Raw genomic sequence first — 13,273 nt, forward strand, 5'->3', positions numbered from 1 at the left:
TATAAGCAGTTTGCTGGCATAGTGGTTGCAATAATAATTGTTATTATTGCAACTACTATTTTTCTTATGAACCATACAGGAGATTGCCTGATATTGAGGAACGGGAGAACAGGCAATATTCTCGCAAGTTACCCCATGGAAGAAGGCGGGGAATTTTCTGTGCGATTCATGCATTCTGTAAATAAGTCTACGGTGGAGGATCGGTACCGAATTGAGAATGGAAAAATTGTTGTATACGAGACGGTATACTATAATTTTGGAGCAGGGGTGCAAACTGAGGTGGAAGATGGACAAACATTGACATACGGGGAAGATGGATCTATGATTGTTTCCGGCTTTGACAAGCCCATACCTGATCTTTCTTATAATGTAAGCCCTGTTTATGATCATATTCTGAGTGTGAACGGAGAAGAAATCAGTCTGCGCCAACTTTGCGGTAAGGATAGATTTGTCACTTTTAGTTATGAAAAGGGGAAGAAATAGAAAAGGGGTTGATAGTTTCAAAGTAATTTAAGCCCTTTAATGCTTTGTTTTTTTGCATATTGTTTTTAAGAAAAAATTAGATTGCCTTATAATTAAGATATGTAAAATGCTTAAATTTGGTTTGGATACTTTGAAAAGCATTCTGAACAAAAGGAGGACGTACGGTGTTTAAAAAGAAAGAAAAGGTATCTTTGGAGAACATTGCTGCATTTCATGAGGAAGTAAATGGTACAAATTTGGAAGCGGTTATGAAAAAATATGATAGGGAAGCGAATGTTCGTCATTTTGAAGGGATTCCAAAGATAATTGTGCGGTGCATGCTGATTGCGTTCGCATTATTTATGGTTTATATGAATTTATTCGCAAATTGGGGCGAACAGATTAGGCGTTGTTTATTTTTGAGCGCAGTTATTTTATTGATATTTACAGTTTATCCAAGAAAAAAGGGTATGTCGCAAAAGGTGAACCATATTCCTTGGTATGACTGGATTTTGGGAATTGGAGGTTCTGCCAGTTTTCTTTATTATGTTATAAATTTTAACGAAATCATCCAAAAGGCCACAAGAATAGGGCAAATTGAAGTGATTTTTGGTATTATTGGTATTTTAGTTTTAACGGAGGCTTGCCGCCGAGTAACGGGTATCCCTATTATTGTTGTGGCAACAGCCTTTGTAATCTATGCATTTTCCACGGGATTACCTCTCAGACGAATTATATATAATTTGTTTTATACAACAACAGGTGTTATCGGGGTTCCTATCGGTGTTTGTTCTACCTTTATCGCATTATTTATTATTTTTGGCGCTTTTTTAGAAGCAACGGGAATATCCAACTTTTTTATTCAATGTGCAAATTCTGTGGCAGGTGCCAGTTCAGGCGGCCCTGCAAAGGTTGCGGTTATTTCCAGTGCGCTATGCGGTATGGTTTCCGGTAGTTCCGTAGGAAATACGGTTACGACAGGTAGCGTTACCATCCCTATGATGAAAAAAACAGGATATCCTCCTGAGTTTGCGGGTGCAGTTGAAGCAGCAGCTTCTACCGGTGGTCAGATTATGCCCCCAATTATGGGTGCGGCTGCATTCTTGATGGCAGAAATGTGCGGTGTACAATATGCCAGCATTATTCAAAAGGCCATTTTACCTGCATTCTTATATTTTTCAGGTATCTTTTTAATGGTACACTTTAAGGCAAGAAAGCTAAAATTAATGGGAATTCCCAAAGAAGAATTGCCAAAATTTAAACATTTATTTAAAAATATGTATTTGCTTTTGCCATTGGTTGTACTGGTATATATGATTATTGATGGTTACACCATGTCACGTTCTGCGATTTTTGCAACATTAGTAGCTATTGCCGTGAGTATGTTTAACAAAGAAAATCGTATGAATGTAAATGGCTTTTGTACAGCCTTGGAAAATGGTGGGAAAGGTACCCTTTCTGTTGCAGCCGCTTGTGGTATGGCGGGCATTATTGCCGGCGTTGTAAGTATGACAGGCTTAGGACAGATTTTTATTTCAGGGATTGTTTCCGTAGCAGGCAATAGCCTTATTATTGCGCTCATGCTAACAATGGTATGTTGTATTATTTTGGGTATGGGTGTGCCTACAACGGCGAACTATATCATTATGGCTACAACCTGTGCGCCTATATTAATTACGGGCATGAATATGGATATCGTGGCTGCCAATATGTTTGTATTTTACTTTGGTATTGTAGCAGATATTACGCCGCCTGTTGCATTGGCCGCATATGCGGGATCTGCAATTGCGGGTGCAAATCCTATGAAAACGGCATTTAACGCAACAATGCTTGCCATTGCTGCCTTTATCATTCCCTATGTATTTGCATACAACCAAGCGTTATTATTTATTAATACAACACCCATACAGGTAATTCAGGTAGTCGTGACTTCTTTTATCGGTATGTTTGCTATTTCTGGCGGCATGATTGGTTATATGTTTAAAGATTTAAATCCCGTTTTACGGGTTATCTGTATCATTTGTGGCCTAATGTTGATTTATCCGAGCATAGGAACAGACTTCGTTGGTATTATTGCAGTTGGTATTATTGTTGCAATGCAATTGATGGAAAATAGAAAAAAATTAAAAACAACTGCGTAAGAAGTTTAATTGAGCGGGTAGCATAGCTACTCGCTTTTTTGTGCAAAAAAATTTGAGTGTTCTATGATGAATTTTGTTGTTGACTTTGACGTTGCGTCAAGGTGTATCCTTTTTTCAATAGGAGGTGACAGTATGGAATATGGCATTAAGGAACTATCGGAATTGGCGGGAGTAAGCTCACGCACCCTTCGGTATTATGATGAGATTGGTCTGCTTTTGCCTTCTCATACCAATGATGCCGGATACCGATTTTACGGGGAAAAGGAGGTTGAGCTTTTACAACAAATTCTTTTTTATCGGGAGCGGGGCTTTGGTTTAGAGCAGATCAGAAATATTTTATATCAGACTGATTTTGATATTCTTTCTGCCTTATATGGTCATTTGCAGGAACTTGAAAATCAAAAGAAACGGGTAGATGACTTGATTTGTATTGTGAAAAAAACAATTCTATCAAAAAAAGGAGAAGTGGAAATGAGCGACAGAGAACGATTTGATGTATTGAAAGAAGAAATTATTCAAGAAAATGAAGAACGCTATGGCAAGGAAGTTCGAGAGAAGTATGGCAATGGTGCCCTAGAAGAAACAAACAAGAAAATTTTAGATATGACAGAGGGAGAATATGAACATCTTAAAAATCTAGAAAATGAAATTTTATTTCGTTTAAAGGAAGTGGTCATTGCGGGGAAACAAGGGGAAAGTGCAGAAGGAAAGAATATAGTGCTGCTTCACAAGGAATGGTTGAAAATGACTTGGAAAGGCTATTCCCTAAAAGGACATAAGGCGTTGACGGAGATGTATTTGATGGATGAACGTTTTACTGCCTACTATGACAGAGAAGTAAAAGGGTGTGCAGAATTTTTGAAAAAGGCTGTGGACTACTGGATTGAGAAGTTGTAAGATTGCGACTGAATGTGAGAAGAACAGGTCTCGATAAAATTAATTGAAATTTTTTTGGAAAAATGAAAAGCCCTCATGCTTATTAGTGCAAGGTAGATCCTGCACGAAGCAATGGGGCTTTTTTGCGAAAGAGAAGGGATTGGAGGTGCATATGAGGATTATGCCCCTCGTTAGGTATTTTCATTCCAATGCCAATTGTCTTGAATAAGACTCTTTGCTCTGTCAAAGTCTTTTTTGTAGACGTAAAAATTAAAGTCAATGGGTTGTATCAAGAGACGATCGGGAGAAATTACGGGAGAAAGCCCTCCGGGGGAATTTGCATCCACTGCCGATACAGAATGTTCGATTCCAGCCTCCTCTAAAAATTCACGCATTTTTCCCTGTTCTTCTAAGGAATGGGCTACATATACTGTAAGACTATTAAAAAATGTGAACATAATCATCACCTCCGTTTCATAAAGTATAGCATGATTTTAAGGTGATGGAAACCAATTGCTTGCATTTTAGAATGCTAGCACCCACTATCGTGCAAATTGTTTTTTTAATATGGAGAAGCAAATTTAAAATATTAAACGAATTAGTGCGATCAAAATAAGGATTCCGCCGGATAGCGTCGTCCACAGATTTTCTTTAACTTTGTCGGAAGAGGTAAGCTTTTCACCGAAGAAAGCACCTAAGGATAGAAAGCTGACCTGAAAAATTGCGGCAAAAATAGGAAGACTGGCAATTTTTATTCCAGAAGCAGCAGCACTGACACCAACACCTAATGAATCAAGGGAAAGAATAAAACCAAGCAGGAGGGCTTCCTTAGGCTCCAATGTCTTAGATGCGTCTTTATCGCAAGCGGAAGGCTGGTGAACCGTTGCCAGATGTGATGGAGGTTCTTTTGCCTTCCGAAAGCCTTGTAAGCAAAGCCATAGACCAAACAGAAGCAAAAAGCAGGCGGCTAAGGTCTCGCCTGTGGCGGAGGGAAGAAGCAGTGCAAGCCCGCGGCCTGCTAAAATAAAACCTTGCATCATGAAAAAAGTCTCTATTGCCAATAAAAATTTGGATGCGGTTGGGAAAGTAATGCGACGCAATCCATAAGAGATGCCAATGCCTAAAGCGTCCACACTGAGGGAAAAGGCAAGCAGCAAACAAAAAACCATAAGGAAACACCTCCTGATTTCATAGTATGCAGATGGCATTTTTTTGGGCATGGTCTCATAGATATGAAAAAGAGGACAAACTGATTAAACAAACAAAGGACGGGTGTGATGATATGGATTGGTGGAATCAAAATGCAAAGGAAGTTGTTCAGTCTTTGGGGTCTTCTTTGGGAAATGGCCTTTCTATGGAAGAGGCAAAAAAGAGATTATCGGAGAATGGGAAGAATCTGCTTCAGCATGAGGGGGAGAACACAGGAATTATAAGAAGATTTTTTGCTCAGTTTAATGATTTTATGATTATACTGCTATTAGTGGCTGCGGTGGTTTCTTTTGCAGTATCTTATCTAAATGGGGAAAAGGACTTTATCGATTCTGTCATTATTATAGCAATTGTCGTGCTAAATGCTCTCTTGGGTGTGATACAAGAGAGTAAGGCACAAAAGGCTTTAGAGGCGCTCAAGAAAATGTCGGCACCGAAGGCTGTGGTTTTTCGGGATGGGAAGCGCATGGAAATTCCTGCTGAAGATGTTGTAGTTGGGGATATTATGCTCCTTGAAGCAGGGGGATACATATGTGCCGATGGACGAGTGACAGAAAGCCGTAGTTTAAAAACCGAAGAAAGTGCTATTACTGGAGAGTCTCTGGCGGTAGAAAAGGAAACAAAGGTTTTTGCGAAGGAAACGGCTTTGGGCGATCGGAAAAATATGGTGTTATCCGGTAGTTTCGTACTAGGCGGAAGCGGACGTGCCATAGCGGTTGCAACAGGGATGGATACGGAAATTGGAAGGATTGCCAATCTTTTGGCAGAGCAGGAGGATCAAGAAACGCCATTGCAGAAAAAACTTGGACAAACCGGAAAGGTCCTTGGTATGGGGGCACTGGGAATTTGTGCCGTTATTTTTGCTATGGGAATCTTGCGGCACGAACCACCATTTAATATGTTTATGACTTCCGTTAGTTTGGCTGTTGCTGCAATTCCCGAGGGGCTACCTGCCATTGTGACGATTGTGTTGGCAATCGGGATGCAGAGAATGTCCAGAAAAAATACGATAATACGTCGTTTACCCGCAGTGGAGACCTTAGGCAGTGCGGCAGTCATTTGCTCGGATAAAACAGGAACGCTAACACAAAACAAAATGAAGGTTGTTAAAATTTCAGGCCATGATAAAAAGAAGAATGAGGAAAAAAGACGGCTTATTCTTACGCTATTTTCCCTTTGCAATGATTGCCGAATGGAAAATGGAAAATTATTGGGTGAGCCTACGGAGCGGGCGTTAGCTGAGGCGGCGGAAGAAAACGGTGTGAGGATTGAGGATGTGCATGGAGAAATGCCAAGAATCGGTGAAATTCCCTTTTCGTCGGAACGAAAAATGATGACTACCCTTCATGCCATGGGCGACGGGACATGGATGACAGTTACCAAGGGTGCACCGGATATTTTGTTTGAACGCTGTACGAAATGTTTGGAGGGACATGCTCAGGTTACTTTTGATGGAAATAAGAAAAGCAAGGCAAGGATGCAAAACGGGGAGATGGCAGCAGGTGCATTAAGAGTGGTTGCGGTTGCGTTTAAAGAATGGCGGGAGAAGCCTGATTTATCCAGAGTAGAGAAGACTGAGCGGGATATGGTTTTTGTTGGTATGGCCGGTATGATTGACCCCCCCAGGCCTGAGGCTGCAAGTTCAGTTGCCCTTTGCAAAAAGGCGGGGATTCGCCCCGTCATGATTACGGGAGACCATGCCCTTACGGCACAGGCGATTGCTACCCAGCTTGGGATTTATCAAAAAGGAGATATTTGCATTACGGGTCAGGAGTTAGGGAAGCTATCTGATGAGGAATTGGTGGATGCCGTTGGCCATTGTACGGTATTTGCAAGGGTTGCCCCGGAACATAAGGTGCGTATTGTGAAGGCGTATCAAAAAGATGGCAGTGTTGTTGCCATGACAGGGGACGGCGTAAATGACGCTCCGGCATTGAAGGCAGCGGATATCGGATGCGCTATGGGAAAAAGCGGTACAGAGGTGGCGAAAGGTGCATCGGATATGATTTTGACGGATGATAATTTTGCTACCATTGTGGAAGCGGTACGGGAAGGCAGAGGTATTTACGATAACATCCGTAAGGCGGTACATTTTCTTTTATCCAGCAATATTGGAGAGATCATAACGATTTTTGCAGCGATGTGCTTTGGTTGGGCAACACCCCTGCTTCCTATTCAGCTGTTATGGGTAAACTTGGTGACGGATTCTTTGCCTGCCATTGCATTGGGCATGGACCCGGTGGAAAGGGATTGCATGGATCGCCCGCCTAGAAAGCGGGAGAGCACGCTATTTGGCGGTGGATTGGGAAGTAAGATTATGGTGGAAGGCATGATGATTGGTATGTTGGCATTGCTGGCGTTTGCCATTGGACATGTATATTTTGACGAAGAAAAAATGTATGTCACTGGCAGGACTATGGCGTTTGCAGTACTTTCTCTGTCTCAGTTAATTCATGCTTTTAATATGCGCTCGGAGCATTCTTTATTGGCCATTCGTCCTTTTGATAATGTTTGGCTGGTTGGAGCACTGATTGTGGGTACAATCCTTCAGGTTGGGGTAATTATGGTTCAGCCTTTGGCGACGGTATTTAAAGTTACTCCTCTGGGTATTACAGAATGGATTGTTGTTGCTGGGCTAGCCCTTTTACCTTTACCCATTGTTGAGTTGGAAAAATGGAAGGACAGAATAATAGACTGTAAGAAAAGTAAAAATCAACTTGCAGTATTTTAACTGATAACAAAAAGCTTGGGGGGCTCCTCAAGCTTTTTGTTTATGCTTTTGTTAAAGGTGTCAGCTGGAAATATGAGTGGACTTTTTTACATATTTTAGACGCTGTATTTGTTGTTTCGCCTGATTGTATTTGTTATAATAAAAGAAAGCTTTTCCCGTGGTAAGGGCGGGGATTATTGAAAAGTTCCACAAGGCAAAGGCAGAGGGGGAAAGAATATGTATAGAACTGTTTATAGTCCTCAAGGGGCACGGATTAATTTGGATGGACGAGAGGTCGTAAATATGGCATCCAACAACTATTTAGGTCTTGCCAGCCATCCTGCGGCAATACAGGCGGCAAAAGAGGCTTTAGATCAATACGGAGTGGGACCAACCGCCAGCCGAAATATAGTTGGAAATTTTCCCGTTCACGATGCGTTAGAGAAGGCGTTGGCAGAGTTTAAAGATGTGGAAGCTGTTCTTGTTTTTAATTGTGGTGTTTCAGCAAATACAGGGGTGATTCCTTTTTTGGTGGGGAAAGGTGATGTTATTTACAGTGATGCTTTGAATCACGGCAGTATTATTGATGGCTGTCGTCTATCCGGGGCACAGGTTAAAGTTTATGGGCATAAGAATATGAAATCCCTTGAGGAAAAATTAAAGGAGCCTGTGGAAGGGAAAAAGCTTATTGTTACGGATGGCGTGTTTAGCATGGATGGAGATTTGGCACCTCTTCCGGAAATTGCCGATTTGGCAGATGCGTATGGGGCAATGCTAATGGTTGATGATGCCCATGGCGACGGGGTTATGGGGCCTATGGGAAGAGGCACGGTAGACCACTTTGGACTTCGTCAGCGTGTATATGTGGAAACTGGTTCTTTGTCAAAAGCATTTGGCTCTGCCGGAGGGTTTGTGGCAGGTTCAAGGGAACTGATTGATGCATTGCGACCAAAGGCAAGAAGCTTTATTTTTACAGCATCGCCTATGGCTCCTTGTTTGGCAGCAGCAGCATTAAAGGTGATTGAGATGATTTCGGATGAGGAATCTTATGTAAAAAAACTTTGGGGAAACAGAGAATATTTCGCTAACCGAATGAAAAAACTGGGTTTAAACATTGGAACTACAGTTACACCTGTGATTCCTGTCATTGTTGGGGATGGAGAACGGGCACAAAAAATGAGCCGGGATCTATTTGAGAAAGGTGTCTTTGCTCAGGTAATCCAATTTCCTATGGTACCGAAAGATGCAGCTCGCTTAAGAGTAATCATTTCCGCAGGGCATACCAAAGAGGATTTGGATTTGGCGGCAGATGCCATTGAGGAAAGTGCAAAGGCCATGGGAATACTGTAAAGGTAATACTCTCCATGGTTTTTACGGAATTAGATTTTGAGGGATACTTACCGGAGTATCCTTTTTTATTGGTAAAATATTGATAAGAATTTTTAGCATTGAAATGTTTTCGTTGGAAATACTTTAAAAAAGGAGGCGAAAAAAATGTTAAAAGACGGATTATTTGAATTGCAGGAAAAAGCAAGAAAAGACAGTAGCCTGCGTAAAAAAATATTGGAAACAAGGAAGGCGGAGGATCCGGAACTGGCTCTTTGCGAGCTTGCCACGGAATTAGGCTGTGCAGTTACCGTAGGAGAGATTTATCAACAAGGTCAAAGGTTTTTATCCGATATGGAGGATGGTCGCCTTGGCGTTACGGAGGCTCCGAAAAAATGGGGAGATACCTATGATCAGTTTTTTGCGTCAATAGAAGGGATGGAAAAGAAAAAAGATTAATTGAACGATAGCACTCCAATTTAGGTGTCATTACCATTGGAGTGCTTTTCATTAGGATATTTAATTGTCATAATTTTGAATGGCTTACTACGTTTTTAAAATAATTTGAAGTTTTGGTATTAATTTTATCTCATTACTTGCAAATATCTATAAAAAAAAGGGACTGTCAAAAAAATAGGTTTTATAATATGAGGAAATGGGACATTTAACTACATTATTTGGCATGTAAATTTTGTGTTTTCCTACATTGACATAGATAAAGCGAAATGATAACATTGAAAATAAATGTTTTAAATGGATTTTCAAAGACAAATGAAATATTGGCGCTTCTTTAGGGGGAATGGGAATGGTAGAGATACAAAATGGAATGATTGGTCTGGAAAAGTTGGAAGTGACAGATATTATAGATATAAAAGTGCTTCAGGATTTTTTGGATAATTTTGCAATAGGTATGAATTGCGCTGCAGTTTGTGTAGATCGAGAAGGAAGAGAAATTACAGCGCCTAGTCATTATCGGGATTTTTGTAATAATTACATACATATGTCATCTATTGGAGATGCGAGATGTGCCACTTGCCACCATGATATGGGTGTGAAGGCAGTTCAGATGGGTAAGCCATATATTGGTTCATGCCATGCAAATCTAATGGATTTTGCCTGTCCAATTGTTATTAAGGGGCGGCATATAGGGACTGTACTGGGAGGCCAAGTTTTAGATTCTCAGCCGAATGAAGTTGCAATTAAAAAAACAGCAAAAGATCTAAATATTAATCAGGATGCATTATGGTCTGCGGCTCATGAGATAGATATTGTTCCTATGAAAAATATTCAAGCGGCGGCAGATGTTTTGTTTATTGTTGTAAATGCATTAGCAGAAAATGGATATAATAGGCTTGAAATAGAAATATTAACGAAAGAATTAGCCAATAATTTTTTACATATATCGGAAACCATCGGAACGCTAACCGCAGCTGCAAAAGAGTTGTCTAGTAGCCATAATGAACTGTCTGCAGGAATTACAGAAGTGAGCAATGTAACTAGGGAAGTTTCTGATGTATTAAAGTCTATTGCAAAAATAATTAGTCAAACAAAGCTGTTAGGTTTAAATGCATCTATCGAGGCAGCTAGATTGGGTAATGACGGTAGAACCTTTGCGGTAGTAGCGAAAGAGATTCATACCCTTGCTGAAAGTTCCAATGAAACAGTTGTAAGAATTGATGTTTTAAACGAATTAATTAGGGAAAAGATAGACACCACCATTCAAGATGCTGATGTGAGTCTTAAGAATACTGAAAGTCAGAGTGAAGCTATGGTGGATTTGCAGAAAATGGTAAATGATTCTGTAGATATAGCGAAAAATTTAGAGCAATTATTTCGCTAAAACTGAGTAATTTCAATTGACTGGATTTCAAAATTTTATGCCTTCATAGCAACTAAAATGATAGAGTTCAGAAAGTATTTACCACCGGATCTTATATAAGATCCGGTGGTTTTATGAGTTCAAAATTGCTTTATCATTATCTCAGAAAAGAAAGACTTGTGTTTGTTTTTAGCGTATAAAAAATTAGGAAAAGTACATTATTTAGGGTATACGTTTGGAGTAAGCCAAATTGTTTACCAAGTATGATGATGTAACTGACCTTGTGAGAGCATTCCGGGGAAGCCCTGTTGACGGCAGGCCTCGTAAAGAACAATTGCCACGGAGTTTGATAAATTTAAACTTCTAGCCGCTTCTAACATGGGGATACGGATGGTGGTTGCTTCATGTGCCATAAGAATTTCTTCAGGGATGCCTGCACTTTCCCGCCCAAACATAATATAGTCATCTTCTGTATATTCTACATCAGAATATACATGCTTTGCCTTTGTAGTTGCCATCCAGAGACGAATTCCTTGATTTTTGTTCAGAAAATCCTGAAAATTTTCATAATAGCGAATGTCAAGAAGTTTCCAATAATCTAACCCCGCTCTTTTTAAATATTTATCTTCAACAGAAAAGCCCAAGGGTTTAATCAAATGCAAAACAGAGTTGGTAACGGCGCAGGTTCTTGCGATATTACCTGCGTTTTGCGGTATCTCAGGCTCTAAAAGTACGATATGCATGCTGTGTTCCTCCTTTTAACTTATGCTTTAAATTGTAGCATAAAGAAAAGTATAAGACAATACTTGGGCAAATGGGAGAAATTTTGAATTGAAAAATATTCCTATTGACTAATTACTTCTTGTATATTATTATTAAATAAAAATAGTTATCGTTTAGGAGTTTTGCTTATGAAAGAAACTGCGCAAATTTTAAAAGAAAAAGGACTAAAGGTAACACCGCAGCGTATTGCAGTGTATAACATGCTTTTAAATACCACGGAGCATCCCAATGCGGAAACCATCTATAAAGCATTAGAGCCTACAAATCCAACGATGAGCTTAGCTACGGTTTATAAAACCTTAGATTATTTTAAGCAACTTGGGTTAGTGCAGGAGCTGAATGTGGGTGAAGGCAGTTCTCGTTATGATGCTGTTGTAAAGTGCCATCCTCATACGGTTTGTGTCCAGTGTGGCAAGGTGCAAGATTTATATTTGGATGAATTAACAGAGATTCATAAAAAAGTAGAGGATGAATTGGATTTTCAAGTAAACTGTGAGCAGCTGATTCTTTACGGTGTTTGCGGAAATTGCAGAAGAAAAAATAAAGAAGGTTAATCCCTTAGGATTAACCTTCTTGTTTTGTTGACAAAATTTGGATATGCTGATATAGTCAATATGCTATTATTTGTAATTTTAAGGAGGTTTTCCATGGAAAAGCGGATTATTCCCGTTCATTTGTATGATACGGTGACCATGGAACAATGGCTGTCTCAAATGGCTGAAGAAGGACTGATATTAGACTCCTTTTCGGGTAAGAAAGCAGTGTTTCAAGATGAATATTGTCAAAAAATAAAATATCGTTTGATTCCTATAGAAGATGAGGAAGAGAAACCCTCAAGCGAAATGAAAGAGCTTTTTGAGGAAGATGGATGGAAGTATATTGCCACACTGGGAAAAGCCTTTTATGTATTTTCCAACGATGCTGAATATCCAAAGCCTGTCCCTTTCTCAAAAGAGGAAGAACAACGTATTTATGAGGGCTTAAAGAGGAAAAAGCGCAATAGTATGATTTTAGCAGTTTTGGCTTTTACTTTTTTTACGGGATTTCAGTTTTGGCTCTTTTATTTGAAATTGGACGATTATATCATGGGAAGAGATGTGGATACCAGCTATGTTTATTTTCTTGCCACGATGTTAAATGTTATGGCAGCCATTCGGGAATATCGTGCCTATGTTCTTATCAATAGAAAGTTGGAAAGCATCAATATGGGTGAAGAAGCTGATTCCCCCTATATACCTACAACGAAGTGGGTACGTGCGGAGACATTGGTGCAAATTCTTGTTTTTGTTATGATGCTTTTCCCCCTTATTTCAGTGTATTATGAGGATAACTTTGCTGTTGAACTTTCTGAAGATGCCCTGCCGTTTTCCTATGTAACCCTGGCGGAGATAGAAATAACAGGCGCAGATCGGAACTATTATAATGATTATACATATATCAGTACCTATACAACCTTTTTGACGCCCGTTCATTATGAAATTGAACAAGAAGGAAAAACAATCTATCATTCTGATGGGGAACAGGAAAGAGATGAGGTTCATCTAGAATTGTCTTATATTGAGCTAAGATATGAAGCCTTAGGGAATAAGGCACTTCAGGGAATGATGGAATACTATGATACAACCCCTATGGAGCAGGAGAATGTGGATCAGGCATGGATTGAGCAGGAGTCAGGCAAAACAAATATTTTCTTATTAAAGGGGAATAAGGTTCTAGGGATTAGATATCAAGGAGATGCAGACATTCTTTCCCATATAGATGAGTTTTCTGATATTTTTCAATCGATAGATTCTTAACTGGCAAATAGATGTGTTCCTGCGACCAAAAGGTCTTGAAACGCTCTATTTTTCTCGGATGGGCAAAGCTCATCCTGCGGATTCTACTTGGGAAACAAAAAGTTTCCCAAGCCCTTCCGTTTTATAAAATAAGTTTTTCGACAGTCTGAAG

Annotated in this window: 12 protein-coding genes; 9 read left to right on the forward strand and 3 right to left on the reverse strand. The window is 39.8% G+C overall.

The features are described 5' to 3' along the window. Positions 1-93: 93 nt before the first annotated feature. From P9Q65_RS01630 to P9Q65_RS01640, 3 genes are all read left to right on the forward strand, one after another. A complete protein-coding gene (locus tag P9Q65_RS01630) occupies positions 94-483 on the forward strand; it encodes a DUF1850 domain-containing protein (RefSeq protein WP_304507341.1) in 390 nt (129 codons plus the stop codon). 164 nt (positions 484-647) lie between these two features. Next, positions 648-2,603, forward strand: coding sequence for a TRAP transporter permease (locus tag P9Q65_RS01635; protein WP_330695123.1), 1,956 nt, complete (start codon positions 648-650; stop codon positions 2,601-2,603). Between the two features lie 132 nt (positions 2,604-2,735). Beyond that, entirely contained in the window at positions 2,736-3,500 is a 765-nt protein-coding gene (locus tag P9Q65_RS01640) for a MerR family transcriptional regulator (protein ID WP_304507342.1), read from the forward strand. A gap of 170 nt (positions 3,501-3,670) precedes the next feature. On the opposite strand, the gene P9Q65_RS01645 is transcribed toward P9Q65_RS01640, so the two are convergent. Both P9Q65_RS01645 and P9Q65_RS01650 read right to left on the reverse strand, forming a co-directional pair. Beyond that, positions 3,671-3,937 (reverse strand): hypothetical protein, encoded by a 267-nt coding sequence (locus P9Q65_RS01645; protein ID WP_304507343.1) that lies wholly within the window; start codon positions 3,935-3,937, stop codon positions 3,671-3,673. Between the two features lie 123 nt (positions 3,938-4,060). Next, positions 4,061-4,648 carry a manganese efflux pump gene (locus tag P9Q65_RS01650; protein ID WP_304507344.1) on the reverse strand — a complete coding sequence of 196 codons (588 nt, stop codon included), beginning with the start codon at positions 4,646-4,648 and terminating at the stop codon, positions 4,061-4,063. A gap of 113 nt (positions 4,649-4,761) precedes the next feature. Between P9Q65_RS01650 and P9Q65_RS01655 the strand changes: the two genes are divergently transcribed. The 4 genes from P9Q65_RS01655 (at position 4,762) to P9Q65_RS01670 (ending at position 10,564) form a co-directional block, all read left to right on the forward strand. Then, the gene (locus P9Q65_RS01655; RefSeq protein ID WP_304507345.1) at positions 4,762-7,419 is read left to right on the forward strand and encodes a calcium-translocating P-type ATPase, PMCA-type; all 2,658 of its coding nucleotides are present in this window, start codon (positions 4,762-4,764) and stop codon (positions 7,417-7,419) included. A gap of 216 nt (positions 7,420-7,635) precedes the next feature. Then, the gene (locus P9Q65_RS01660) at positions 7,636-8,748 is read left to right on the forward strand and encodes an aminotransferase class I/II-fold pyridoxal phosphate-dependent enzyme (RefSeq protein WP_304507346.1); all 1,113 of its coding nucleotides are present in this window, start codon (positions 7,636-7,638) and stop codon (positions 8,746-8,748) included. A gap of 144 nt (positions 8,749-8,892) precedes the next feature. Beyond that, positions 8,893-9,183, forward strand: a complete 291-nt coding sequence (locus tag P9Q65_RS01665; protein WP_304507347.1) for a hypothetical protein — start codon at positions 8,893-8,895, stop codon at positions 9,181-9,183. 346 nt (positions 9,184-9,529) lie between these two features. Further along, complete coding sequence (locus P9Q65_RS01670) at positions 9,530-10,564, forward strand: PocR ligand-binding domain-containing protein (RefSeq protein WP_304507348.1); 1,035 nt, start codon at positions 9,530-9,532, stop codon at positions 10,562-10,564. Between the two features lie 233 nt (positions 10,565-10,797). Here P9Q65_RS01670 and trmL read toward each other — a convergent pair whose 3' ends face one another. Beyond that, positions 10,798-11,286, reverse strand: a complete 489-nt coding sequence (gene trmL, locus P9Q65_RS01675) for a tRNA (uridine(34)/cytosine(34)/5-carboxymethylaminomethyluridine(34)-2'-O)-methyltransferase TrmL (protein ID WP_304507349.1) — start codon at positions 11,284-11,286, stop codon at positions 10,798-10,800. 168 nt (positions 11,287-11,454) lie between these two features. Between trmL and P9Q65_RS01680 the strand changes: the two genes are divergently transcribed. Then, positions 11,455-11,880, forward strand: a complete 426-nt coding sequence (locus P9Q65_RS01680) for a Fur family transcriptional regulator (protein ID WP_304507350.1) — start codon at positions 11,455-11,457, stop codon at positions 11,878-11,880. A 93-nt stretch (positions 11,881-11,973) separates the two neighbouring features. Further along, positions 11,974-13,122 carry a DUF2812 domain-containing protein gene (locus P9Q65_RS01685; protein WP_304507351.1) on the forward strand — a complete coding sequence of 383 codons (1,149 nt, stop codon included), beginning with the start codon at positions 11,974-11,976 and terminating at the stop codon, positions 13,120-13,122. Positions 13,123-13,273 lie beyond the last annotated feature (151 nt).

Source organism: Anaerotignum sp., assembly GCF_030625865.1.
Classification (GTDB): Bacteria; Bacillota; Clostridia; order Lachnospirales; family Anaerotignaceae; genus Chakrabartyella.

Bases quoted from the DNA above. Each gene is read 5' to 3' on its own strand.
- P9Q65_RS01640 (WP_304507342.1), top strand. From the start codon at position 2,736: ATGGAATATGGCATTAAGGAACTATCGGAATTGGCGGGAGTAAGCTCA.
- P9Q65_RS01645 (WP_304507343.1), bottom strand. From the start codon at position 3,937: ATGTTCACATTTTTTAATAGTCTTACAGTATATGTAGCCCATTCCTTA.
- P9Q65_RS01650 (WP_304507344.1), bottom strand. From the start codon at position 4,648: ATGGTTTTTTGTTTGCTGCTTGCCTTTTCCCTCAGTGTGGACGCTTTA.
- P9Q65_RS01655 (WP_304507345.1), top strand. From the start codon at position 4,762: ATGGATTGGTGGAATCAAAATGCAAAGGAAGTTGTTCAGTCTTTGGGG.
- P9Q65_RS01660 (WP_304507346.1), top strand. From the start codon at position 7,636: ATGTATAGAACTGTTTATAGTCCTCAAGGGGCACGGATTAATTTGGAT.
- P9Q65_RS01665 (WP_304507347.1), top strand. From the start codon at position 8,893: ATGTTAAAAGACGGATTATTTGAATTGCAGGAAAAAGCAAGAAAAGAC.
- P9Q65_RS01670 (WP_304507348.1), top strand. From the start codon at position 9,530: ATGGTAGAGATACAAAATGGAATGATTGGTCTGGAAAAGTTGGAAGTG.
- trmL (WP_304507349.1), bottom strand. From the start codon at position 11,286: ATGCATATCGTACTTTTAGAGCCTGAGATACCGCAAAACGCAGGTAAT.
- P9Q65_RS01680 (WP_304507350.1), top strand. From the start codon at position 11,455: ATGAAAGAAACTGCGCAAATTTTAAAAGAAAAAGGACTAAAGGTAACA.
- P9Q65_RS01685 (WP_304507351.1), top strand. From the start codon at position 11,974: ATGGAAAAGCGGATTATTCCCGTTCATTTGTATGATACGGTGACCATG.